The 22141-nt window shown below is 66.9% G+C and carries 22 protein-coding genes and 2 pseudogenes; 19 read left to right on the forward strand and 5 right to left on the reverse strand.

The window, feature by feature from the left end; all coding sequences use genetic code 11:
• The first annotated feature begins 265 nt into the window (after positions 1 to 265).
• On the forward strand, positions 266 to 418 hold the full coding sequence (locus IPN02_04030; protein MBK9296041.1) for a hypothetical protein: 153 nt from the start codon (positions 266 to 268) through the stop codon (positions 416 to 418).
• Between the two features lie 17 nt (positions 419 to 435).
• On the opposite strand, the gene IPN02_04035 is transcribed toward IPN02_04030, so the two are convergent.
• Positions 436 to 1518, reverse strand: coding sequence for an FAD-dependent oxidoreductase (locus IPN02_04035; GenBank protein ID MBK9296042.1), 1083 nt, complete (start codon positions 1516 to 1518; stop codon positions 436 to 438).
• Between the two features lie 133 nt (positions 1519 to 1651).
• On the opposite strand from IPN02_04035, the gene IPN02_04040 reads away from it, so the two are divergent.
• Genes IPN02_04040 through IPN02_04050 form a run of 3 tightly spaced genes read left to right on the forward strand, consistent with a single transcriptional unit; the run spans position 1652 to position 3880 of the window.
• Complete coding sequence (locus IPN02_04040; GenBank protein MBK9296043.1) at positions 1652 to 2059, forward strand: hypothetical protein; 408 nt, start codon at positions 1652 to 1654, stop codon at positions 2057 to 2059.
• An 8-nt stretch (positions 2060 to 2067) separates the two neighbouring features.
• Complete coding sequence (locus IPN02_04045; protein MBK9296044.1) at positions 2068 to 3222, forward strand: sigma-70 family RNA polymerase sigma factor; 1155 nt, start codon at positions 2068 to 2070, stop codon at positions 3220 to 3222.
• A gap of 49 nt (positions 3223 to 3271) precedes the next feature.
• Complete coding sequence (locus tag IPN02_04050) at positions 3272 to 3880, forward strand: YdeI/OmpD-associated family protein (protein ID MBK9296045.1); 609 nt, start codon at positions 3272 to 3274, stop codon at positions 3878 to 3880.
• A gap of 86 nt (positions 3881 to 3966) precedes the next feature.
• Here the strand turns inward: IPN02_04050 and IPN02_04055 are convergent, their stop codons facing one another.
• Together IPN02_04055 and IPN02_04060 are read right to left on the reverse strand one after the other, a co-directional pair.
• Complete coding sequence (locus tag IPN02_04055) at positions 3967 to 4236, reverse strand: hypothetical protein (protein MBK9296046.1); 270 nt, start codon at positions 4234 to 4236, stop codon at positions 3967 to 3969.
• 11 nt (positions 4237 to 4247) lie between these two features.
• Entirely contained in the window at positions 4248 to 5132 is an 885-nt protein-coding gene (locus IPN02_04060; GenBank protein MBK9296047.1) for a hypothetical protein, read from the reverse strand.
• A gap of 128 nt (positions 5133 to 5260) precedes the next feature.
• Here IPN02_04060 and IPN02_04065 point away from each other — a divergent pair, with 128 nt between their 5' ends.
• From IPN02_04065 to IPN02_04090, 6 genes and pseudogenes are all read left to right on the forward strand, one after another.
• Positions 5261 to 7351, forward strand: a complete 2091-nt coding sequence (locus tag IPN02_04065) for a sensor histidine kinase (GenBank protein ID MBK9296048.1) — start codon at positions 5261 to 5263, stop codon at positions 7349 to 7351.
• Entirely contained in the window at positions 7330 to 8004 is a 675-nt protein-coding gene (locus IPN02_04070; GenBank protein MBK9296049.1) for a response regulator transcription factor, read from the forward strand. The genes IPN02_04065 and IPN02_04070 overlap by 22 nt, the downstream gene beginning before the upstream one ends.
• A gap of 23 nt (positions 8005 to 8027) precedes the next feature.
• Positions 8028 to 8267: a hypothetical protein gene (locus IPN02_04075; GenBank protein MBK9296050.1), complete on the forward strand. Its 240-nt coding sequence runs from the start codon at positions 8028 to 8030 to the stop codon at positions 8265 to 8267.
• Positions 8264 to 8658: pseudogene (locus IPN02_04080) on the forward strand (type II toxin-antitoxin system VapC family toxin). The gene IPN02_04075 and the pseudogene IPN02_04080 overlap by 4 nt, the downstream one beginning before the upstream one ends.
• Before the next feature lie 535 nt (positions 8659 to 9193).
• Entirely contained in the window at positions 9194 to 9709 is a 516-nt protein-coding gene (locus tag IPN02_04085; GenBank protein ID MBK9296051.1) for a toll/interleukin-1 receptor domain-containing protein, read from the forward strand.
• The gene (locus IPN02_04090) at positions 9688 to 12387 is read left to right on the forward strand and encodes a hypothetical protein (protein MBK9296052.1); all 2700 of its coding nucleotides are present in this window, start codon (positions 9688 to 9690) and stop codon (positions 12385 to 12387) included. The genes IPN02_04085 and IPN02_04090 overlap by 22 nt, the downstream gene beginning before the upstream one ends.
• Positions 12388 to 12605: 218 nt before the next feature.
• Here IPN02_04090 and IPN02_04095 read toward each other — a convergent pair whose 3' ends face one another.
• On the reverse strand, positions 12606 to 12956 hold the full coding sequence (locus IPN02_04095) for a transposase (protein MBK9296053.1): 351 nt from the start codon (positions 12954 to 12956) through the stop codon (positions 12606 to 12608).
• A gap of 333 nt (positions 12957 to 13289) precedes the next feature.
• Here IPN02_04095 and IPN02_04100 point away from each other — a divergent pair, with 333 nt between their 5' ends.
• The 4 genes and pseudogenes from IPN02_04100 to IPN02_04115 all read left to right on the forward strand — a co-directional run bounded on the left by IPN02_04100 (position 13290) and on the right by IPN02_04115 (position 15908).
• Positions 13290 to 14297 (forward strand): hypothetical protein, encoded by a 1008-nt coding sequence (locus IPN02_04100; protein ID MBK9296054.1) that lies wholly within the window; start codon positions 13290 to 13292, stop codon positions 14295 to 14297.
• Between the two features lie 133 nt (positions 14298 to 14430).
• Complete coding sequence (locus IPN02_04105) at positions 14431 to 15261, forward strand: hypothetical protein (GenBank protein ID MBK9296055.1); 831 nt, start codon at positions 14431 to 14433, stop codon at positions 15259 to 15261.
• 62 nt (positions 15262 to 15323) lie between these two features.
• The gene (locus IPN02_04110; protein ID MBK9296056.1) at positions 15324 to 15521 is read left to right on the forward strand and encodes a ribbon-helix-helix protein, CopG family; all 198 of its coding nucleotides are present in this window, start codon (positions 15324 to 15326) and stop codon (positions 15519 to 15521) included.
• A gap of 8 nt (positions 15522 to 15529) precedes the next feature.
• Positions 15530 to 15908: pseudogene (locus tag IPN02_04115) on the forward strand (type II toxin-antitoxin system death-on-curing family toxin).
• 97 nt (positions 15909 to 16005) lie between these two features.
• Here IPN02_04115 and IPN02_04120 read toward each other — a convergent pair.
• Positions 16006 to 17622, reverse strand: a complete 1617-nt coding sequence (locus IPN02_04120) for an acyl-CoA/acyl-ACP dehydrogenase (protein MBK9296057.1) — start codon at positions 17620 to 17622, stop codon at positions 16006 to 16008.
• A 163-nt stretch (positions 17623 to 17785) separates the two neighbouring features.
• Here IPN02_04120 and IPN02_04125 point away from each other — a divergent pair, with 163 nt between their 5' ends.
• From IPN02_04125 to IPN02_04145, 5 genes are all read left to right on the forward strand, one after another.
• Positions 17786 to 18643: a methyltransferase domain-containing protein gene (locus IPN02_04125; protein ID MBK9296058.1), complete on the forward strand. Its 858-nt coding sequence runs from the start codon at positions 17786 to 17788 to the stop codon at positions 18641 to 18643.
• Positions 18640 to 19569, forward strand: coding sequence for an A/G-specific adenine glycosylase (locus IPN02_04130; protein ID MBK9296059.1), 930 nt, complete (start codon positions 18640 to 18642; stop codon positions 19567 to 19569). The genes IPN02_04125 and IPN02_04130 overlap by 4 nt, the downstream gene beginning before the upstream one ends.
• Positions 19570 to 19667: 98 nt before the next feature.
• Positions 19668 to 20792, forward strand: a complete 1125-nt coding sequence (locus IPN02_04135) for a hypothetical protein (GenBank protein ID MBK9296060.1) — start codon at positions 19668 to 19670, stop codon at positions 20790 to 20792.
• 9 nt (positions 20793 to 20801) lie between these two features.
• On the forward strand, positions 20802 to 21629 hold the full coding sequence (locus tag IPN02_04140) for an AraC family transcriptional regulator (protein ID MBK9296061.1): 828 nt from the start codon (positions 20802 to 20804) through the stop codon (positions 21627 to 21629).
• A gap of 82 nt (positions 21630 to 21711) precedes the next feature.
• Complete coding sequence (locus IPN02_04145) at positions 21712 to 22134, forward strand: glyoxalase (protein ID MBK9296062.1); 423 nt, start codon at positions 21712 to 21714, stop codon at positions 22132 to 22134.
• Positions 22135 to 22141: the final 7 nt, after the last annotated feature.

Raw genomic sequence — 22141 nt, forward strand, 5'->3', positions numbered from 1 at the left:
GCGTGGATGCACATCCGCACCCAACGCCGATGGCCGCAAACACCAGCGTCACCAGGCCGATGCCAAATCGATGTGGTGACCTCGCAGGGTCTCCTTTGGTTGGGTGCGCAGGCACAGCGCCGGACTTTGACCGGCTTCCCGAGCCCCACGATCGTCTTCGGTTGGCCCCAGATCCAATCGGCGCACAAGTTGAAGGTGACGGCCCCGTATCGAAACCCAGGGCGTCGCAGGGTTTCTTCCTCGACCGAACGGGTAGTGGGTCTTCGTGACTGCCTTCCTGCTCATCGTGATCGTCCTGCTTCTATTCGGCGTCTTGGGCGCCGTCATCAAAGGTGTGCTCTGGCTCGCCCTCATCGGAGTGGCCGTGATCTTGGCGGCGTCCGCCTTCGGCTGGTTCCGAATGAAAGCGGCCAATTAGGCCCGAGGGTCCGCTCGTCAGCCAGCGAGAAGGGCCCCGAGGGTTCGCTCGGCTGCGGCGAGGGCTCCCTCGATGTGGCCCGGCGCGGTGGTGGCGGTCTCGGTCGACGCCCAGTGGAGCCGACCCGCCCAGCTCGGCGTGGTGAGGTGCGGCGATCCGTACAGGTCGTAGCGGCTGGTGAGTCCGAGGCGGGTCGGCGCAGTGAACGGTTGCCGGCCCCAGTCGACGGCCAGCACCTGAGCCGGTTCTGCGGCCTTCGGCCCGAACAGGGCGGTCAGCTGTCCGACGAACGCTTCGGCTGGATCCGCGAGCGGCGCCTGGGCGAACCCGAAAAGCACGGCGGGTGTGCCGTTCGGGCCGCTCATGTCGTGAACCTCACCGAACGGCTGGCCTGGGCCGAAGGCCGTTCCGGACAGCCCGAGTTGTCGCCAGAACGGCTCGGGATAGATGGCCACAGCCTTCGTAACGCCGCCCATCCACACCGGGATCGACGACGCCGCTTCGGCGACCGACGGCTCGAGATGGTCCGGGTCGATCATCCCGCTGTCCATGGCGAGCGACGGCGGGACGGCGATGATGACGGCGCCGGCGGTCCATGCTCCCCCGGAGGTGTGGACGGTGAGGTGAGCGGTGGCTCGCTCGACCCGCGTGACCGGGCAGTCGACCGTCACCGCGCCGGAGGGCAGTCGGCCCGCCAGTCCGTCGACGAGCGAGATGGCGCCGTTGGTGAACCGGTAGGACGGCGGCATAACCGGACGATCGATGCGTCGAACTTCCCCGTCGGCGGCGACGAGCGCGTCGCCGGTGGTCCACTGATCGTGAACCGGCAGCCCGAACTCGTCGACCAGGCGGGCGACCCGTTGCTCGCCGGGCCAAAACCAGGTGGGGCCCAGGTCGGCGTGCCCGCCGGGTACCTCAACCGACCGGATCCGGCCACCGAGCGACGGTCCGGCCTCGAACACCCGGACGGAGCGGCCTGCCCTGATCAGCCCGTCGGCGACGGCCAGGCCACTGATGCCCGCACCGACGACGACGACGTCAACGTCGCTCACCGGGCTGGCGGGCGGGGTGGAAGGTCGGCCATTGGGCAACACTGTCACCCCTCCAGCCGAAGTCGTTAGGTGGAACGGGCATCGGTGCATTTTGTTGACGCACGATGTCGAGAACCCGACGGCGGCTCCGTCATCAAGATGAGTGCGACCACCCCGGTCGCTCCACATCAAGGAGAACGACATGGCCAAGTACCTGCTGCTCAAGCATTACCGGGGAGCGCCGGCCCCGATCAACGACGTTGCGATGGATCGATGGTCACCCGACGAGGTGGATGCCCACGTTCAGTTCATGCACGACCTCAACTCGCGGTTGGAGACGACGGGCGAGTTCGTCGACGGCCAGGGCCTGTCGCCGGACGGGATGTGGGTTCGCTCCGATGGCGCGGGCAAGCCGCCCGTCACCGACGGGCCGTTCGCCGAGTCCAAGGACCTGATCGCCGGATGGTTGGTGATCGACGTCGAGAGTGAGGAGCGTGCCATCGAGATCGCCGGCGAGCTCTCCGCTGCGCTTGGTGCGGGCGGCGAGCCAATTCACGAATGGCTCGAGCTGCGAAAGTTCATGTCGGCCCCCTCGTCAGCGGACGTCTGACCACGCCGGTGGGTGTCGACACATCGCTGCTGCGCTCGTCAGTACCCAAGGTGCTGGCCGTCCTCGTCCGTCGCGGAGCCGACTTCGCGACGGCCGAGGACGCCGTGCAGGAGGCGCTGATCAAAGCGCTCGGAGCGTGGGAGCGGACCGAGCCCGACGACCTCACGGCCTGGCTGACCACCGTTGCGTGGCGGGGGTACCTCGACCTGGTGCGGTCGCAATCGGCCCGCAGCGACCGGGAACGTCGCGTGGCCACCGAACCGCAGCCGGGCGACGCGTCGGGTGCCGACGACACGCTGGCCCTCTACTTTCTGTGCGCTCACCCGGTGCTGTCGCCGGCGTCGGCGGTTGCGCTGACGCTTCGTGCGGTCGGGGGGCTGACCACCCGCCAGATCGCCGAGGCGTACCTGGTGCCGGAGGCGACGATGGCTCAACGCATCAGCCGGGCCAAGACCAAGGTGTCCGGCGTCAGCCTCGACCAGCCCGGCGATCTCGTCGCCGTGATGCACGTGTTGTACCTGATGTTCAACGAGGGCTACTCCGGCGACGTCGACCTGGCGGCCGAGGCCATTTCGCTGGCGTTGCGGTTGACCCGCGTCGTCGACGACCCCGAGGTGGCCGGGCTGGCGTCCCTGATGCTGTTGCACCATGCCCGGCGACCGGCCCGAACCCGCGCCGACGGCAGCCTGGTGCCGCTGGCCGAACAGGACCGCAGCCTGTGGGACGTCGGGGTGATCACCGAAGGTGTGACGCTGTTGCAGCGGGCGCTCGCCGAGAACCGGCTTGGGCCCTACCAGGCCCAGGCTGCAATCGCGGCGCTGCACGCCGACGCGCCAAGCGTCGAGGAGACCGACTGGATCCAGATCGTCGAGTGGTACGACGAGCTGCTCGGGCTCACCGACACACCCGTCGTGCGGCTCAACCGGGCGGTGGTGGTGTGCGAGGCCGACGGAGCGCCTTCGGGCCTGACGGCGCTGGCGGAGGTCGCCGAGGGCGTGCCCCGACGCAGCGCGGTGGCGGCCTATCTGCACGAATGCAACGGAGCCCTCCCGACCGCTGCTGAGTTGTATGCCGAAGCGGCGCGCCAGGCGCCCAGCGTGCCGGAGCGTCAGCATCTGACCAGGCAGGCCGCCCGGGTCAACCAGCTCCTGCGCGGCCGGTGACTACCCCGGACACGGCCCGGTGGTGACGGCTGGGCCGTAGCCTGTGGTGATGGCAAACGTGCCGCAGTCGTCGTCGAGCCATCCGGCCACGTGGAAGTTTGGCTACCCGATCTACCACGCCGAGACCCGGGACCAGGTGCGTGCCTGGCTGGAGGAGAACCACGCCGCCGAGAAGGGTGTCTGGCTGTGTTCGTGGCGGACGCCGACAGCGGGACCCCGGTGCCCGTCCCCCGAAATCAACGAGGAGGCCATCTGTTTCGGATGGATCGACTCGACGGTCAACACGCTTGACGATGACCGCGGGCTCAAGCTGCTGACCCCGCGCCGGGCGAAGAGTTCCTGGACCCGGCTGAACCGTCGGCGGGTGGCGGAGATGGAAGCGGCCGGGCTGATGACCGAGGCCGGTCGCCGGGCGGTTCGGGTGGCTCGGGACAACGGCTGGTGGACGATCTACGACCAGGTGGAGGATCTGATCGAGCCGGACCAGTTGCGTGAGGCGCTCGATGCCAATCCGTGCGCCCGGCTCGCGTGGGACGGATTTCCCCCCAGCGCTCGCAAGATGATGCTGTGGTCGGTGGTCAGCGCCGCTCAGGACTCGACGCGCCGGCGACGGATCGCAACGATCGTCGCCAAGGCCGAACTGGGCCAGCGCGTCTGAGCCTCTGGCGGCGCCGACGTCCGCAACGTCCGGTTCACCATCCGCCGTTCGCCCCGCCCCGATCCGGCCCTGAGCGACGCTCCGAGTTACCGATGGGTGACGACCGGTTGCTGCGTCGCCCCACGGCGGTTGGTCGAGACGTGGTGTCCCCACACGACCAGGCCCGCCGCCACCGCATAGGTGACCGCCTGGATCACCCAGTAGATGGCGTCGATGCGGTCGTCGTGTCCGACGGCGATCGTCTGGACGACGAGCAATGCCGTCAGGAGGACCCCCATCGCCACGAGAGCGAGGTGCTTGTTGCGGATGAGGTAGCCGGCCGGAAAGCCGAGCAACAGTGCTGCAAGTTGAACCATGACGTGTCCTTTCAGTTGACGGGGAACTCGGTGGCCATGCCCATGGCCAGATGGAGCACGCCGTCGCTGCCGGGCAGGGCGCAGTACACGAGGTAGTTGCCCGGGTCCTGCTTCGGGCCGAGGTCGACCCACCCCTGATGGCCGGGGCTGATCGCCCCGAACCCGCCCACGGTCTCCAGCGGCGGAGGGCCGTTGAAGTCCTTGGCCCAGGCGACCGCGTCGGCGCTCGTTTTGTTCGGAGCGAGCCTGCCCACCCCCGCCTCGTGGGGCATGGATGGGTCGTCGTTGACCACCTTCCACACGCCGCTGCCGTCGAACCCCTTGGGCAGCGTGATCTTCATGCCCGGTCCGAGCTTGATCGTTCCCTTGGCGGTCGGCTCGGCGGCTCCCTCAGTCGGGGCACCCACCGTGGTCTCTGCGATGAGCATGTTCTGCTGCTCGTCGAAGTCGATCACGGTGTAGTTGCCGGGGTCGAGGTCGAAGGTGACCGCCTGCGATGCGCCGGCGTTCACCTGGGCGTTGCCGCCCTCGTAGGTGACCAGCGAGTCGAACTCGGCGTCGCTGGCCTGCTCGAGTTGCTTCACGCTGACCCCGTCGTTTCGGCGGAAGAAGGCCAGGTGGTGGCTGCGCTTGGTGCTCGGCGAGGCGTCGAGTTGCACGTCGACCAGGCCGCCCGGCATCTGAGCGGGCATGTCGATTGCCGTGTCGCTCAGCCTGATCTCGCTCTTCGGCCTGGCCACGGTCGCTTCGGCCTCCGCCTGCGGGGGGCTGTCCTGGTCGCCGCACGCTGCGACGCCGGTGAGCAGGAGCACACCGGCGAGGGCGGCGCCGCACCGAGAGGCGCGACGGATCTTGGTTGGTTGTTGATGGCTGCGTTGCTTGAGTTGATTGTTCATGATCCGAGTGGACCTCGGTGGCGATCACGCCGTCATGGGCGACCGGTGCCGATCACCCGTGAGATCTGCACGACCGCGTCGTGACCCTTTCCCATGACATCGGGCTCGCCCGGTGCGACGATGACGACATGACCATTGACGGCCAGCCGGCCGTACAAGCTTCGCTGCGTGACGGAGAAGCTCCGCTGCGTGATGGAGTAGCTCCGCTGCGCAGGCCGCTCGCGTCGTTGCCGTGGCCGTGGGTCCTGACCCTTGCGGTCACGGCTGTGTGCGCGTTGGCCACCATCCCGCTGGCGGTCGTGACCGTCCAACAGGGGACGGATCAGATCGTGGGCGAATGGATCTTCGTCACGTTCACGCCCGGTTTCGCCGTGGCCGGGTGGTGGCTGCTGAGCCGCCGACCCGGCATGTGGATCGGCCGGCTGTACCTGATCGCAGGCCTATCGACGGCGATCACCGGGATGGCCGCCGGGATCGCCGGAGTGGCCTACCCGGACCATGCAGCGCTGGTGGCCTGGTCGATGTGGGTGGTGTCGTGGCTGTGGCTGGTGCACGACTCCGTGATCACCGTCGTGGTCGTGCTGTTCCCCCGTCGGGTGCCCCGCGGCCGGCTGGATCGGGTGCTGATCGGGATCGTCGCGGTCTCGACGGGCGTCTCGATGGTGGCGGCGGCGTTGCGGCCCGGGCTGATCGTGACCACGCCGGACAATCCCGACGGTGCCCCGGTGCACACGCTGAACCCGGCCGGCGTCCCCGGGCTGAGGGGCATCGTCGACTCGGTCGGCGGCGCCTACCTGGCCCTGACGTTGGTGCTGAACCTGGTGATTCTTGGCCTGATCGCCACCCGTTGGTGGAGGGCCTCGGGCGTCGAGCGGCGGCAGTACCGCTGGGTGTTCCTGCTGTCGATCGGGAGCTCGCTGGTGGCACCACTGGTTGTCGTGTTCCCGGTGTGGATCGGCCCGTTCGTCGCCGTGGGCACAACCTTCGCGTTCCAGATGTTCCTGGTGGTGGCCATCCTGAAGTGGGACGTCTACGAGGCAGGGGTGGTGCTGCGGCGATCGGCGCTGGCCGCAGCTCTGCTGGCCGTCGCACTGGGGGTGTACGGCGCGGTGGTGGTGGTGACGGCCGTGGCCGTCGGTGGGTTCGGACCGCTGCCGGCGACGGTGGGGGCGATGGTGGCCGTCTTTGCCTTCGGACCGCTGTCGTTGGTGGTCCGGCGCCGGGTCAACCGGTTCTTCTACGGGCGGCGTGACGACCCGTACTCGGTGCTGGCATCGGTCGGCCGCGGACAGGCGGAGGCCTCCGACGTCGATGACGCCCTCGACCGCCTGCTCGCATCGATCTGCGCCGAGCTTCGGCTGCCGGGCGCCGCAGTGAGGGCCGACGACGGCGATGTGCTCGCTCAGGTCGGTGACACCGACCTGCCCGCCGCCGACCGGCTCGAGCTCCGGCACCTCGGGGAGCGGGTCGGCACACTGCAGATTGCGGCGCGGCGGGGTACCGACGGCCTGACCGAGGCCGACCGACCGCTGCTGAACTCGCTGGCCGACGCCGTCGCCGCAGTCGTGGCGGCGCGCCGTGCGGCGGATCACCTCCAGGTGGCCCGGGACCGCCTGCTGATCGCTCGAGACGAGGAGCGCTCCCGGTACCAGCGGGATCTTCACGACGGGCTGGGGCCGCGGCTCACCTCGGTGGTGTTCAGGCTGGACGCCATCTCCAATCACCTGAATGCTGGTCGACCCGACGCGGCCAGGGTGCTGGCGGACGACGCCCGGGCCGAGCTGCGGGACGGGGTCGACGAGATCCGCACCTACATCGACCAGTTGGGCGATTCGATGGTGGCCGCATCCGGGCTACGAGAAGCGCTGTTGGAACGCATCGCCAGCCTGACCAGCGCCAGGCCGGTCGATATGCGGGTGACGATCGGTGACCTCGGGGCGTTGTCCGCCGCGATCGAATCCGCCATCCTCGCCGTCGCCTGCGAGGCGGTGACCAACGTGCTGCGACACACCGCTGCCCAGAGCTGCTGCGTCGAGTTGCGACGAGACCGGGACCTGTTGCTCACCATCACCGACGACGGGGGCGGCTTGGGAAGCGGCTTCACCCCCGGTGTGGGCGTCGGCTCGATGCGGCACCGCATCGAGCGCCTCGGCGGCCGGTTCAGCATCGTCGACGGCGACGTCGGGGCGACCGTCTCGTGCGCGGTTCCGGTCAGCTGATGGGCGAGCCCGTCACCATCCGGGTGGTGGTCGCCGACGACCACGCGTTGATCCGGACGGGCATCGCCACGTTGCTGGACTCGTTGGACGATCTCGAACTGGTGGGTGACGCCGCCGACGGCGAAGCGTTGCTGGCCGTCGTCGATGCCACCCGTCCGGATGTGGTGGTGATGGACGTCAACATGGCTGGCATGGATGGGATCACCGCCACCCGGCTGGTGCTGGAACGGCATCCCGAGGTGGTGGTGCTGGTGCTGTCGATGGTCGAGGACGATGCCAGCCTGGCGGCGGCGATCGAAGCCAAGGCGTCGGGCTACATCCTCAAGGCCTCGACAACCGACCAGTTGCCGCACGCCATCCGGACGGTCGCAGCGGGAGGCGCCGTCTTCGATTCCCGGATGGTCGAACGGCTTGTACACCGACGACCGGCTCCGGTGGCGGAGCGGCCCTTCCCGATGCTGACCGACCGCGAGCTTGAGGTGCTGGGCCATCTTGCGAGAGGCGAGGCCAACCAGACGATCGCCAGGTCGCTGACGATCAGCCCCCGAACCGTGGCCAACCACGTCTCGAACATCCTGATGAAGCTGCCGGCGCTCGATCGGACCGATGCCGTGATCCAGGCGCGTGCGGCCGGCCTCGACCTGGTTGCTTGACATCCACAAGGGGTGCTTACAACATGCAAGCTATGGCAAACGTGCTGATCAGAGATCTTCCCGACGACGTGCATCGAGAACTGCGGCGACGGGCCGAGGCAAGCGGGCAGTCGCTCCAGAGCTACCTATCCATGCAGTTGGCCCGAGTAGTAGAACGCCCAACGTCCGACGAGCTTCTGGAACGCGTTGCCCGACGAGCATCCGGTCGGATCGGCCTTGAGGAGGCGGTTGCCGACCTTCGTGTCATCAGGGCGGAGCGATGATCGTCGTCGACGCTTCGGTGCTGGCGAATGCGCTTGGAGATGGACACGAGGCGGGTGATGCCGCGGCTGCGCGAGGATGCAGCTGGCGGCGCCGGATTTGGTGGACTGGGAGACGCTTTCGGTCCTGCGAAAGCGCTGGCTGACCGGGGACCTGAACGATGAAGAGATTGCCGAGAGCGTCGATGCCTTGTGCGATCTTGAGCTGGAGCGGTACTCCGCTCGCCCGATGTTGTCTCGAGCACTGGAGTTGCGACACAACCTGAGCCCATATGACGCGGCCTATGTCGCACTCGCAGAACTGCTCGACTGCCCGTTGGTGACGGCGGATGCCCGACTTGTAAACGCGCCAGGCTCGCAGTGCGAGTTCCGCTTCGTGGTCACCATTGGATGAGGGCGTCGGGCTTAGGGGCCGCGCGGACGGGTAATAGAGATGTGCCGGTGTTAGCCCCTCCCACGGGTTGTGTTGTCAACCCGCCACTGATTCAGAGTGCGAGTCATTTGCGTGAGAGTCATAAGATCACAGTCGAAGTTCGTCGTATATCATCCGACATATGATCGACCGCAATGCCCGTCGCGGAGAGCAAGGCGAAGTGGGCGCCACCGCGTTCGCTGGATTGGTCAGTCCCGCCCCGTTGCGGCATCGGGCTGCGGGTCTGAACGATGCCGCAAAACTGTGCGGTTCCCTTCACCCTCAGCGTGTCCGCGAAACGTTTGGGCGTCCCAAGAGTGGCCGCTGAGCGTCTCGACCCGTTCCGGGTCGCAACCTTGAATGCTTCGTATCCGTCCGGTTCTATAGCAGCACCACCGATGAATACGGCCACGGCGTCCTCGGATTATTCATCGCCCTTCTTAACGATCCACGCTGGACTCCACCGCCCACCGGAACCTAAATCGTTAGATCAGTCGTGAGTCGGGAGCAGCGTATGGTGCACGAAGGCGAGCCTCAATGGGACCTGTTCATCTCCTATTCTAGGAGCTCAGCGGGACCCAAAGCTGCCCAGATCCAGCGTTCGATAGAGCGGGTTGCGAAGAACGCAGGCACGACCATCAGGTGCTTTCGTGACGAGACTTCACTGGCGCTTGGTGCTGAGCTCAGCGAGCGACTCACCGATGCGCTCGCTCGGTCGGCAAACCTCGTTGTCTTGTTGTCACCGGAGGCGCAAGCGTCAAAGTGGGTGGACCTTGAGATCCGTAGTTGGGCCGATGCCAACCACGACGCGTCCCATCTCCACCTTCTCAAACAGTCGCCTGACACCGTTCTTGGGTGGGATTCCGACCTCCAAGACTTCACGGCGGCCAGCAATGTCCCTGAGCCTCTCCGCGGAGCGTTCCCTCCGAGCCAATCTGGGCCGACGTGTCGACCGCCGACCTACAGCGACGGGAGATGCCGCGACTCGTTGCGTCCGTTCTTCAGCGCCCAGTGGAAGAGATTCTGCAGATAGAGGTTCACGACGAGCGTCGCCGACGCCGCCGCGTCCTGTCCACGACGGGTGGGCTTTCCGTGCTGTTGGTAGTTGCGCTGTTGGCCACGCTCGTCGCGTACGTTCGACAGGGCCAAGTCGCCCGCGAACAACGCATATCACTGGCCCAATCCGCAGCAGCGCACGCCACCGACAACGCCAGACTCGATCCGGTCGATGCCGTGGGAGAGATGACCGAGGCGCTTAATACCGATGGTTCCAACGTTGAGGCCCAGGCCCACGCAATTGTTAATCAGTTGGCAGGCTTCCGATCGATCCTCGACACAGGCGACGGATTCGTGGGTAGTTCGGTGTCGATTTCGTCAGACGGCAAGTTCGTGTCGATGCAGCGTCGCGATGGAACGGGCTTCCAGGTCTGGGATGTCGACCGTGGCCGTCCGATAGCTTCAATCGCCTTGCCGAAACGGGCGCAATGGTCGGAGCCCCGCTTCATATTGCGCACATCCAAGAAGGGACGCCCGCAGGTAGTCGGTTGCATTGACGACTCCATCGTCCTACTTGGAGAGGCCGGGATCGTCGACCGATACGACAAGGGACGGATACGGACCGACTCGCAAAGGGTTGAGGAGTACGGCGGTGTCTGTGTGATCCATCGCTACAAGACCTACGTGTTGATCGAGGATCTGAATTCGGTCGTCGTGTTGCGCGACAACGCTGACAAGCTCGACGTGATCGACGCTTACGACGGCACGGTTGACTGGGTCGCTGGCGACGAAGGGTTCGTAGCGTTGGTCAAGGGGTGGACTGGCGACTACTTGACGGGCTCAGTCAAGCACGCCGACCCACAGCTCGTGAGGGGACGATCCGATGTCTCGGGAAACTCCGAGGTTGATCTCGATCAGTCCTACTTCGATGCGCTGGGAATCGACATCGCGATGGAAGACGTGTTCTCATCCCAATGGTCCATTCATGATAAGTCCGTGTCTGGCGACGTCCTCATTTCATGCGGCGACTGCGAGACGAAGACGGGAGTATCGCGGCAGTTCATCTTTGTGGCGCCGATTGATGGCCCGCTTGTCTTGCACGACGAACTGAACGGAGCAATTGCCGCTTCATTCCCAAGCTCGGGTTCTGGTTTCTGGGTGCTCAACCGGGACACGACGGTGACGTCGCCTGACGGCAGCATCGTTGCGACGGGACTCAAAGAGTTCACTTCGTCACAATTCGACGAGATGCCGATGATGAGCTCGTCGGATACGATTTATTCTCTAGACATAAAGGCGATCGGGTCTCGAGTTGTGGTGCAGACGGCGGATGAGTCGGTCGTTCTCGCCCCAGCTGCGCTTGTCGCCGCTCAGTCGGCCACACTGACCGGAGCGTCAGGCGATGCACCGCCAAAGGGTTTCGTTGTCGAGTTGACCTTCTCCTCTGGGTCCTTTCGTGACGCTGTGTCGGATTCATTTTCGCCGCCCTTGGACTCGGACAACAAGCTGATTCTTCTCGGCGACCGTTCACAGATAGTCGCGATCACCAGCGACGACGCCAAGCCAGACACGGTGGTCTCCGGTCTGGCAAAAACACCGCTCACCTTCGGTACAGTCGATGTGGCGCCTGGCGACACGACCGGCGTTGTCCAATTGGATGGTGCGGTGGTCGGGTTCAGTAACGGCCTAAAGACGGGGCCCGCTGGGATGATACTCGAGGATGGACCCGATCTCGCGCTCGGTCTTAACGTTGGCGGGGTATCGGCGTCGGATACCCCCGGGGAGGTGGCCATCGCTCTCGGCTCGAGCGTGCTCATCACCCAAAGCCCGTCGACCACGAGCAAGCCGCCGACCCTGGCTCGCAAGCCGTTCTATCCGTCGACTACGCCAGACCTAGAAGATTGCACGGCCTCTTCCTACGTGCTCGGCGATACGCGTTCCAATCCGCAGCTTGACAAGGCCGTGTTCGCAGTAAGCCACTACGACGGCGGGAAGGAGTTCGGCGAGGACTTGGCCCCCACCAAGGAGTGGAAGAAATGTTTGAACGGATCGGTCGTCACACCCAATCGATTCGTCTTGGCCACCAGCGATGCCGGTGATTTGTCAGCATTCGCTGTTGCTGGCGACCCCTGGGCCCGGTCATTTCGCGAGGTCAACGTTTTCGACCGCAAGCGCAGCATCTGGCGGAAGTACACCCTTCCGTTCGATGCTGATTCCGACAGCGTGGCGGTCTCAGCTGCACCCCAGCGGCTCATGGCACGTGACCTCGCAACAAACCAGATGAAGCTACTCAGGTTGGAGGGCGGACGTGCTCGGGTTGTCTCGACGTGGCGAACGCCCACACCGGACATCTCGCCATGGGCGCTGAGCTTCGATGGACGTGCGTTGGCCACGGGCCAGGGGAATAAGGGTGGGAAGATGTTGGTTTTTGATGCCAACGATGGGTCGCTGCTCATGTCGCCCCGACACACCAACGCCGTGGAGCTGTCTATACCCCATTCGTTTCTTCACATCACGCCTGCAGCGAGCCTCAGGACGACTGCATCGGTAGCTGGCGAATACCGGTGGGACTGGGGTGCCTTTCTGTCTGACGACGAATCGGGTGACTATGAACCTGTCTTTGAACGGTTCACAATCGATGGCGCTCAGCTCTGGCCACCCCGACGCGAACTGAGGCGTCAACTCTGCGCGTTGGTAGCCCCGTCACCGTGCTGACAATGGCCCCTCGTTGAGTTCCAGTGCGTCAGCGATAAGGGTGTCATCGACCTTTTCCACGGAACACAGTGTCACCGCAACAGTGCACTCAGCACGCTCTCCACCGTGGCAGCGTCCGAAGAACGAGAACTCCAACCGGCAGCTGCGTTTCTGGTTCCCCAAAGGCACCGACCTACGCGGCTACAGCCAGGCCGAATACGACCATGCGTGCGCCGTGCTCAACAGTCAGCCACGCCGTCAACATGGCCTTCAATCAGCAGACGAGCGTTGCGCTGACGCCCTCGCGGGCAGTGACCGATAGAACCCACCGACCCTTTGCGGAGTTTCGGGATCCCAACGGTGATGTCACCAGCAGGTGTGGACACGAGCTTGTCGCGGTGCCCGTTACAAAGGTTCGTCCGGGACATGGATCGTTCGTTGGGCTCGGCGCCGATCAGGGCCGACAGTTCGGCCTCGATCAGCTCTTGGATCGCGTCGGCCACGATCTCGGCCAGGCTCGCCGCTAACGGCGAATCAACGGCGGTGAGTGACGCAGACAGCGCGTTCAGGGCAGAATCAGGTGTGGTCATCGTGCGGTGTTCCTCTCAGGTACTTGGTCGTTTCCGAGAATCGCACGATGACCGCCACCCTCACGGTGATGGTCCCGAACTACACCACGTGATGGGACTCACCCCGTCCTTGCGGTAACTGACGAATACCCTGGCTCCAACTGGTGCCCCTTCTAATGATGCTCGACCGGCCAACTCTGCGTTGTCCGCACACTATGAGAGTAAATTGGGCGCCATCGAAACTCATCACGTACGCGCCGAACTGGGCCAGCCGACGGAAGCGACACCATGAGGGCGGGGTGGGCGTTGCGGCCTGTTGGTGGCTGGTCGGTGCTGCTGGCTCGCGTCAGTTCCATGGGCGACCACGCGGCTTCGGTGAGGCGGACCGGCTTGGCTTTGGTTGGGTTGCTGACAGTGGTGCTCGGGTGGTGGGGGTTCCGCAGGTACTCCGGGCAGTATCCCGATGCCGGCATGGGGTGGCCGGAGTGGCTGTACGGCACGATGAACCTGTTCATTAACGGCGCCGATGTTGCGCCCGTTCCTTGGCAACTGGGCATCGCCCGGATGTTGGCACCCTTGGTGACCTTTGGCGTGTTGGTGGAGGTGTTGCTGGCGGCCTTCGCCCAGCGGATTCGCCGCTGGGCTGCGTCGCTGGCATCGGGCCACGTGCTCGTCGTGGGTCCAGCGAAACGGGTGCGTCCATATCTCCAGGGCTCTGCTGACGATCGAGGGCTGGGCGCGGACGCCGAGTTGGTAGTGCACATCGGACACGACGGTGGTTCGCTGGGCTCGGCGGTGATCGGGCTGCCGTCTCCACCCACCCCAATCGGGTGGGTGGACCTGACTCCGGCACGGGCGGCACGCCGTATCGTGCTCGCGCTTGGCCGGGACGACCTCACGTTGTCGGCGCTTCGGGGAGCTCTCGACCAAGGCATCCCCAAAGCGGACGCCAGCCTGGTGATCGAGCTCCATAGTCTTGAGTTGAGCGGGCGGATGGCGGTCGCTATGGCCGGCGAACGACCCGATGCCGACATCGACTTTGTGTGCCCCAACGAACTGGACGCACAGTTGGTCACCACCAGTGTCGTCGATGAGTTGGCTCGCTCACACGGGTCGGGCCGGGGTTGGTCGGTCTCGATCGTGGGTGACACCCCCACGTGTGATCGGGTGACCGAGCAGATGGTGCGGGCCTTCACACGGTCAGCGCTTCGGGGAGGTGCTGTCAGACCATGCATCTTGCGGGTCCGGTCCGCCGGGATGGAACCAGCGGCCGAGGTGGTTGACAACCGTCGGGTCGTCGTTAGTACGACCCGACGGTTGACGGATCTTCGAACCCGGTGCGCCGGTCCACTTGGTGATTGATCTCGACGACGAGGAGCGGTCTGCGACGTTGGCGACGGAGGCGGCTCTACGGCGCCCGGGAAGTGTGGTGTGGACGACGCACGGTTTTGCTCTTCCGTGGGCAGCGACTGCTCCCCCCGGCGATGGGGCTTCGGTGGACCTTCGTCAGGTCTCGTTGTCGGCAGTGGCCAAGGCGGGGGCGCTGCATGGACCGTTTGGTCGAATCGCAGCGAAGCGAGCACAGCGTTCCGGGCGGCCGACACCGGTGCCGGACGCAGAGTCGGTCCGACGAGCCGTTGCGGTCCTGCTCGACCAAGGGTGGGCGGTGGTGCCCGAATCGGACCTGCGACCCGCCGAACGGAGCAGATTGCCGAAGTACTTCGACTCGGGTTCGGCCAAGGTGCTCCGCACGTCGCCTGACCTTGCGGCCGACCCCTCGCACTTGCTGTACGAGTTGCAGCGCGAAGGATTGATGGCGATCCCGCCCCTGTGGGAGTCCGATGGGGACGTCGGCCCGGTTGAGATGCCCTCGGACGAGACCATCGAGGTGATGGCCCTAGCGATTCACGAGCACTATCTGGCCGAGCAGGCCGAGCAGGCGAACCTTCCTGCCTTGCGGCCTTGGGCTGAGCTTGACGAGAGGTTTCGAGCTCAGAACCGGGACCAGGCGCGGGACAACATCTCGAACCTGCACTCCCTTGGGCTGAGCGTCGTGGCGGCCGGATTGCTCTCGAGCGACCCCGTCCAGTTGGGGGAGGTCGACCTCGCCAACATGGGCGTCGCCGAACATGACCGGTGGTCACACCAGAAACGTGAGCAGGGTTACCGCTTCGGCCCGGAGCTGATTCTGGAAGGGGCAGACCTGCGTCACCCCAGCTTGCTCCCGTGGGACGAGCTGCCCGCATCCGAGCAGGAGAAGGACTTGGCCCCCATCCGCCAGATTCCGGTGGTCCTCGCAGCGGCCGGGTTGGCGATAATTCGCTGAGGCCGAGGTGGTGTCGAGTGGTATCGGCTGTGATACCGCTGGCGTACCCTGGCGTCATGGCGATGACGCTTCGACTGACCGATGAGGAATCAGATGCGTTGCGGGCGAGAGTGGACTTGGAGCAACGCTCGATGCAGGAGGTGGCTCGCGAGGCCGTCCGCAACTACATCGAGGACCGCAGCCGTGCCGAGCTGCTCGAGCGGGTGCTGGATCAGGAGCTTCCCCGCTATGACGAGGCCCTCAGGCGGCTGGGGGAGTAGGCATCGGCGTGACGTTGTTTCTGCGAGCGGAGGATCTGCTTCGCATCGCTGAGCGGACACTGGGCGGGCCACCGCCGATCCATGACGTTGGATTGCTTGAGTCGGCTGCGGCCCGGCCCGCCGCTTCGCCATTTGGCGAGCCTGCATACCCAACGCTGGAGGAGCAGGCGGCGGCGCTGGTGCATTGTGTGCGCCAATCACGCTTTGGTTGACGGAAACAAGCGGCTGGCCTTGGGCTCGCTGATCGTGTTCCTCGGGATCAACGGGCACCGGCTGACGTGGAGCAACGACGAGGCGTACGGCTTCATCATGGCGATTGCTGCTGGCGAGCTGACCGATGTGCCCACTATCGGGCTGCGAATCCGGGAGGCGACGGACCCGATCTGATGATGCGGCGAGGTGGGTCCGACCTGCGTCCGCCCGCAATCTGCAGACCCGATCTGGGGTGGGAGGAGCCGGCTGAGCGACGCTTACCCAAGGACGGCTACTTGTCGGCGTTGTGGCGGCCGACCAGTTGGCGGGCGATCACCTTGACGCACAGCACCTCGTCGGCGCCCTCGAAGATCGACAGCACGCGGGCGTCGACGAACAGGCGGCTCACCGTGTACTCCTCGGCGTAACCCATGCCGCCGTGGATCTGCATGGCCTCGCGGGTGACCCACTCGGCCGCCTTGCACACGTAGGCCTTCACCATCGAGGCCTCCATCACGCCCTCGCCCTTGGCCATCAGCCTGGCGACCTCAAAGCTGTACTGGCGGGCGCCCTGGATGATGACCGCCATGCGGGCCAGCTTGGCCTGGGTCAGCTGGAACTCGGCGATGTTCTCGCCGAACACCACCCGGTTGTTGGCGTACTCGCGGGCCTGCTCCAAGGCGGACTGCATGACGCCGACGGCGCGGGCTGCGGTCTGCAGACGGCCGTTCTCGAAGCCGGCCATCTGGTAGTAGAAGCCGCGGCCTTTGCCGTCCTCGCCGCCGATGAGGTTCTCGTCGGGGACGAACCAGTTCTCGATCGCCACCTCGTAGCTGTGCATGCCGCGGTAGCCGATCGTGTCGATCGGGCGGCCCTCCATCTTGCCGCCGCCCGACGCGTTCTCCTGGGTCAGCTCGAAGCCGTGGCCGTCGCCGCGCTCCTTGGGCACGATGAACATCGACAGGCCCCTGTGGCCCACCGAGCGGTCGGTGTCGGTGCGGGCCAGCACCATCAGCACATCCGCGCGGGCGCCGTAGGTGCACCAGGTCTTCACGCCGTTGAGCAGCCAGCCGCCATCGGTCTGGGTGGCGGTCACCTTGACGCCGGCGACGTCGGAGCCAAAGTCCGGCTCGGTCACCGCAACGGCGTTCATCACCTCGGCGGAGGCCAGCTTCGGCATCCACTCCTGCTTCTGGGCCTCGGTGCCGCCGGCCTCGAGAGCGCGGGCCAGGATCTCGGGGCGGGTGATCAGCGAGCCGCCGGCGCCCAGCGAGCCGCGGGACAGCTCCTCGGTGGCGACGACCATGGCGATGTAGTCCGAGGCGCCGCCGGAGGCGAAGCCGCCGTATTCCTCGGGGATCGACAGGCCGAACGCACCCATCTCGGCCAGGCCGGTGACGATCTCCTCGGGGATGTCGCCGTTGTGGCGGTGGATCTCCTCGGCGATCGGCATGATCTTGTCTTCGGCGAACCGGCGAAAGGCGTCCTGCACCATCTCAAAGTCGTCGCCCAGGTGGCGGGGGCCGTCGGTGTTGGCCAGCGAGGCGAGGAAGTCCGCTGCCCGGTAGGTGGCCACGAAGTCCCGGGCGCCGTCGAGCGCATCGGGGGCGACACCCCACTCGGCCTCCCGGCCGAACAGCTTGGCACCCAGCTCGGCCAGCGCATCGGCGATGAACGCGGCGGTAATCAGGCCCTCGTCGTCGCCCTTGGAGCCATAGTCGAGCAGCCCCCGGCCGCACATCAGCGCAGCGGCGGCGTGGGCGACGTCGTAGGCCAACACCTGGTTGGCGTCGATGCCGTCCTCGGCCAACCGGCCGACGGCCGAGTCGATGACGGCCTGGCCAACATCCAGGGCGGCAGCGGCGGCGGTGAGGTCGGGGGTGACGGGGGGTGCGGCGACGTCGGTCATGGCGCCATGTTACCGAGCGGTAGCCTTTTGCTCCCAGACGCAAAGCCTCTTCCAGCGCCCGGCGACTGCCGCCAGGTCAGCGAAGGCCTGCCCGGGGCAGGACTGCCAAAGAAAGCCTTGCGATCCCGGCCACCCACGTTGGGCGGCGTCGTAGGATCGGGTGATGGGGACTGGGGTGACCGGCACCGAAAAAACCGGTAGCACCGAGTTGGACGACGACGACCTACACCGCGACGGGGTGGAACCGGCGGCAGCGGTGGGGTTCGGCCGACAGGCGGGCTCCTACGCCAAAGTGCGACCGGCCTATCCCGCAGCGGTGATGGAGACCCTCATGGGCCTGCTGCCGCCGACATCCGACGCGCACGTCTGCGACCTGGCCGCCGGCACCGGCATCCTCACCCGTCAGTTGCTCGACAGCGGCTATTACGTGACCGCCGTCGAGCCGTTGCTCAGCATGCGCGAGGAGCTCGAGCGGCAACTGGACAAGGCCGGGGTCACCAGCGTGAGCATCCTCAACGCCACCGCCGAGGACCTTCCGCTCGAGGACGCCTCGGTCGATGCGGTCACGGTCGGCCAGGCGTTCCACTGGTTCGACCCCCAACCAGCGCTGGCCGAGATCGCCCGGGTGCTGCGGCCCGGTGGCGTGTTGTTGATGGTGTGGAACGCCCGCGACGAGGACGTCGACTGGATGAACCGCTGGGGCGACCTGGTGGCCGAACTCGGAGGCGGCCGGCCGTACTCCGACCACCGCGAGCGTCTGTGGGAGGACGTGGTGGCCGAGTCGGGCAGCTTCGAGCCGCTCGAGTACCGCTCGGTGCCCCACGAACAGTCGGGGACGCCCGAGTTGATCGTCGAGCGCACCCGATCGACCAGCTTCATCGCGGCGTTGCCGCCCGACCGGCACCAACACGTGCTCGACGAGGTGGCCGAGCTGGTTGCGACCCACCCCGACACCCGGGGCCTGGACCGCATCACGATCCCCTACAACACCAAGATCTACTGGTGCCGCCTACGGGCATGACCCCACCGGTCGACCAGAGCGGAGTGCTGGGGTGGTGGGCGCTGCACCGGCGTGAGCTGCCCTGGCGCAACACACGCGACCCGTGGGCCGTGTTGGTGGCCGAGGTGATGGCCCAACAAACCCAGGTCGACCGGGTGGTGCCCCGGTGGCACGCCTTTCTGGGGCGCTGGCCGACGCCAACCGCGCTGGCCACCACGCCGTTGGCCGAGGTGCTGCGCGCCTGGCAGGGGTTGGGCTACCCGCGTCGGGCAGCCAACCTGCACCGCAGCGCCCAGGCGGTGGTGGCCGACCCCGACCTCGGCGGCGAACTGCCGTCCACCCTCGATGGCCTGCTTGCGCTGCCCGGGATCGGGCCCTACACCGCCCGGGCCGTTCTCGCCTTCGCCCACGAGGCGGACGTCGGGATAGTCGACACCAACTCGGGTCGCATCCTCGCCCGGGTGGGCGGTGCTCGCCTCGGTGCCCGTGAGGCCCAGGCCGAGGCCGACCGCTGGGTACCGGATGGGGAGGGCTGGGCCTGGAACCAGGCGATGCTCGACCTGGGGGCGTTGCTGTGCCGGCCGGGCGCACCATCGTGCGAGCCCTGCCCGCTGGCGGCCGAGTGCCGGTGGGCGCTCGACGGTTGGCCCGAACCCGATCCGGCGGCCAAGTCGGCCGGGGTGTCGGTGCGCCAGGCTCCGTACAAGGGGTCGATGCGCGAGGCCCGGGGCCGGGTGCTCGATGTACTCGCCGACGGCCCGACCCAGCGCGATGACCTGGCCGCCCGCGCCGCCGCACTCCTCGCCCCCGAGCCCGTGGCGTTTCCGACGACGAACGACCTGCGGGTGGTCGAGGCCCTCGAACAGCTGGTGGCCGAAGGGCTGGTGTCGACGACCGGTGACGCCGTGCACCTGAGCGGTGATCCCGTTCGGACGTCGACGATCTGATGATCGGCGGGACCCGCCATCGGCCTAACCGGTCGACCGGTTGCGGCCTGACCCCGGCGGGCAGGCCCCGAGCGGCGGTGCGCCGGATCCTCGCGAGCGTGGCAGCGGTCGTGATCGGTGTCGCCATCGGCGCAGCGTCGGCCGGTCCTGCGTCCGCCTCGGAGGACACCTGCGATCGGTTCGAACTCGACTCGCCCCCCGGGGTTGTCCAGGCTGAGAACTTCGATGAGCTCTCCGGCCTCATCGCAAGTCGGGCGTTCCCAGGAATGCTCTGGGCCCACAACGATTCGGGCGACGTGCCCCGGCTGCTGGCGATGAACGAGGCCGGCGAGGCGATCGGGCGGTGGGCGGTCGCCGGTGCGGAGGCCGTCGATTGGGAGGACATCGCAGCCGGTCCGGGGCCGGACAGCGACCGCTCCTACCTCTACATCGGCGACATTGGCGACAATCTCGCCGCTCGGGATCACCTCACGGTGTACCGGGTGCCCGAGCCGGACGTCGTCCCGGCGGGCGACGGCACGCTCGAGGGCGCCGAGGCCATCGATCTGCGCTACGGCACCGGGCCTGCCGACGCCGAAGCGTTACTCGTCGACCCGCGGTCGGGCGACCTGGTCATCATCACCAAGGAGGTCAGCGGCCGGTCGGCGGTCTTCGCGGCCAAGACCGACCAACTGCTCACCGGTACCCCGGTCGCCATGGAGACGGTCGGGGTGTTTGATGTGCTCGCACCGGAGGCGGACGCGCCCACCCCGGTGGCACCGCTTCCCTCCACGCTGGTGACCGCCGCTGACATCTCGCCAGACGGCAGCATCATCCTGGTGCGGACCTACCAGCAGGTGCTGGCCTTCACCAGATCCTGGGACGAGTCGGTGGCCGAGGCACTGGAGGGAGCCCCCTGCGTGGCGCCGTCGAGGCCCGAACCCCAGGGCGAGGCGGTGGCCTGGTCGGCGGGCGGCGACGCCTACTTCACCGCCAGCGAGGTGCAGCTGCCCCGCACCAGCGGTTGGGTCCCGGTCGTCGAGCCGATCCCATGGTCACGCGTGAGCGTGACCCCGCCCGCCGCGTTGGCAGCGGTCGCTGCCGTCGCAGCGTCGACGTCCGCAGCGAGTCACACCGGGATTGACCGTTCGAGAGGGCTCGTCGCCGGGATGGTCCTCGTCGTGATCGCTGTTCTCGCCGGGAGCGTCGTCGTGGGACATCGCAGAAAGCGCATCGGGTCGTAGGCTGGCCGGGTGGGGACGCTGGTCAACGACTTTGCGACGGGGGTGCCGCACCCTCGGCTGCGCCCGTACGTGTCGACCTACACCGGCTACCGCATCGAGGGTGCCGCGCCCGGCGTCCACATGGGTCTGCCGTCGAAGTCCCTGACGTTCATCGTCGCCTTCGACGAGCCGCTGGACGTCACCACCACGATCGAACACGAACAGCGCGATCGTTACTGGGCGATGCTGGCCGGGTTGCATGCGTCGCCGGCGCTCGTTCGCCATGACGGCAGCCAACACGGGGTGCAGCTGGACGTGACCCCTCGAGGTGCCGGGGCGCTGTTCGGAGTGCCGGCGGCGGAGTTGGGCTCGACGGCGGTGCACCTGCAGACGGTGGTGCCCCGGTTTGCCACCGAGCTCATCGAACGCCTCTCCGAGGCCGGATGCTGGGCGGAGCGCTGGACGACGCTCGACGCCGTCCTGCTGCGGGAGCTGAACGTCGAGGCCGAGATCCCGTCCGAGCTGGAACACGCCTGGGCGCTGCTGGTGGCGGGCCGGGGCCTGGCACAGGTTGGAGACGTGGCCGACCGGGTCGGCTGGAGCCGACGCCACCTCACCCAGCGGTTCGCGGCGCAGTACGGGCTCACCCCCAAGGTGATGAGCCGGGTGCTGCGCTTCGAACACGCCAAGGGCTTGCTGCAGGCACCCACGCGCCCCTCCCTGGCCAGCGTGGCTGCGACCTGCGGCTACGCCGATCAGGCCCACCTGAGCCGCGAGTGGAAGGCGCTGGCCGGGTCGGCGCCAACCCAGTGGATGCGCGACGACACGCTGGTAATGCTCGCCTCCGAGGGTCGCTGACCTTTGAGTGCCGACCCCGGAGCCCGCCGACCGATCCCATTTGTTCAAGACGACGAGCCTCAACGCTGACATCGTGGGGGCCATGAACGCATCGAGCGACCCAGCATCCACCGAACCGTCGAGCACGGTCTGGCCCACCTTGATCTACGACGATGCGCCGGCGGCGATCGAGTTTCTCCTCGCCGTCGGGTTCACCAAGTCGATCGTGGTGCCCAACGAGCACGACGAGACGGTCGTCGAGCACAGCCAGCTGCGCTGGCCCGAGGGTGGCGGCGTCATGTTGGGCACCGCCAACCGCGAGGCCAACGAGTTCTCGCAGCGCCCGACCGGCTGCGGCGCCGTCTACGTGGTGACCGCCGACCCCGACGCTGCGTTCGACCGTGCGCTTGCCGCCGGTGCCACCGCGTTCCGAACGATGGAGGACCAGGACTACGGGGGTCGGGGCGGCACGGTGGCCGACGCCGAGGGCAACCTCTGGAGCTTCGGCGACTATCGGGGCGAGTAGCGAGCGA

The organism is Candidatus Microthrix subdominans (assembly GCA_016719385.1).
In the GTDB taxonomy this organism is placed as follows: Bacteria; Actinomycetota; Acidimicrobiia; order Acidimicrobiales; family Microtrichaceae; genus Microthrix; species Microthrix subdominans.

Bases quoted from the DNA above. Each gene is read 5' to 3' on its own strand.
- IPN02_04060 (MBK9296047.1), bottom strand. From the start codon at position 5,132: ATGAACAATCAACTCAAGCAACGCAGCCATCAACAACCAACCAAGATC.
- IPN02_04095 (MBK9296053.1), bottom strand. From the start codon at position 12,956: ATGACCACACCTGATTCTGCCCTGAACGCGCTGTCTGCGTCACTCACC.
- IPN02_04120 (MBK9296057.1), bottom strand. From the start codon at position 17,622: ATGACCGACGTCGCCGCACCCCCCGTCACCCCCGACCTCACCGCCGCC.
- IPN02_04075 (MBK9296050.1), top strand. From the start codon at position 8,028: ATGCAAGCTATGGCAAACGTGCTGATCAGAGATCTTCCCGACGACGTG.
- IPN02_04110 (MBK9296056.1), top strand. From the start codon at position 15,324: ATGACGCTTCGACTGACCGATGAGGAATCAGATGCGTTGCGGGCGAGA.
- IPN02_04050 (MBK9296045.1), top strand. From the start codon at position 3,272: ATGGCAAACGTGCCGCAGTCGTCGTCGAGCCATCCGGCCACGTGGAAG.
- IPN02_04125 (MBK9296058.1), top strand. From the start codon at position 17,786: ATGGGGACTGGGGTGACCGGCACCGAAAAAACCGGTAGCACCGAGTTG.
- IPN02_04145 (MBK9296062.1), top strand. From the start codon at position 21,712: ATGAACGCATCGAGCGACCCAGCATCCACCGAACCGTCGAGCACGGTC.
- IPN02_04055 (MBK9296046.1), bottom strand. From the start codon at position 4,236: ATGGTTCAACTTGCAGCACTGTTGCTCGGCTTTCCGGCCGGCTACCTC.
- IPN02_04065 (MBK9296048.1), top strand. From the start codon at position 5,261: ATGACCATTGACGGCCAGCCGGCCGTACAAGCTTCGCTGCGTGACGGA.
- IPN02_04100 (MBK9296054.1), top strand. From the start codon at position 13,290: ATGGGCGACCACGCGGCTTCGGTGAGGCGGACCGGCTTGGCTTTGGTT.
- IPN02_04130 (MBK9296059.1), top strand. From the start codon at position 18,640: ATGACCCCACCGGTCGACCAGAGCGGAGTGCTGGGGTGGTGGGCGCTG.
- IPN02_04040 (MBK9296043.1), top strand. From the start codon at position 1,652: ATGGCCAAGTACCTGCTGCTCAAGCATTACCGGGGAGCGCCGGCCCCG.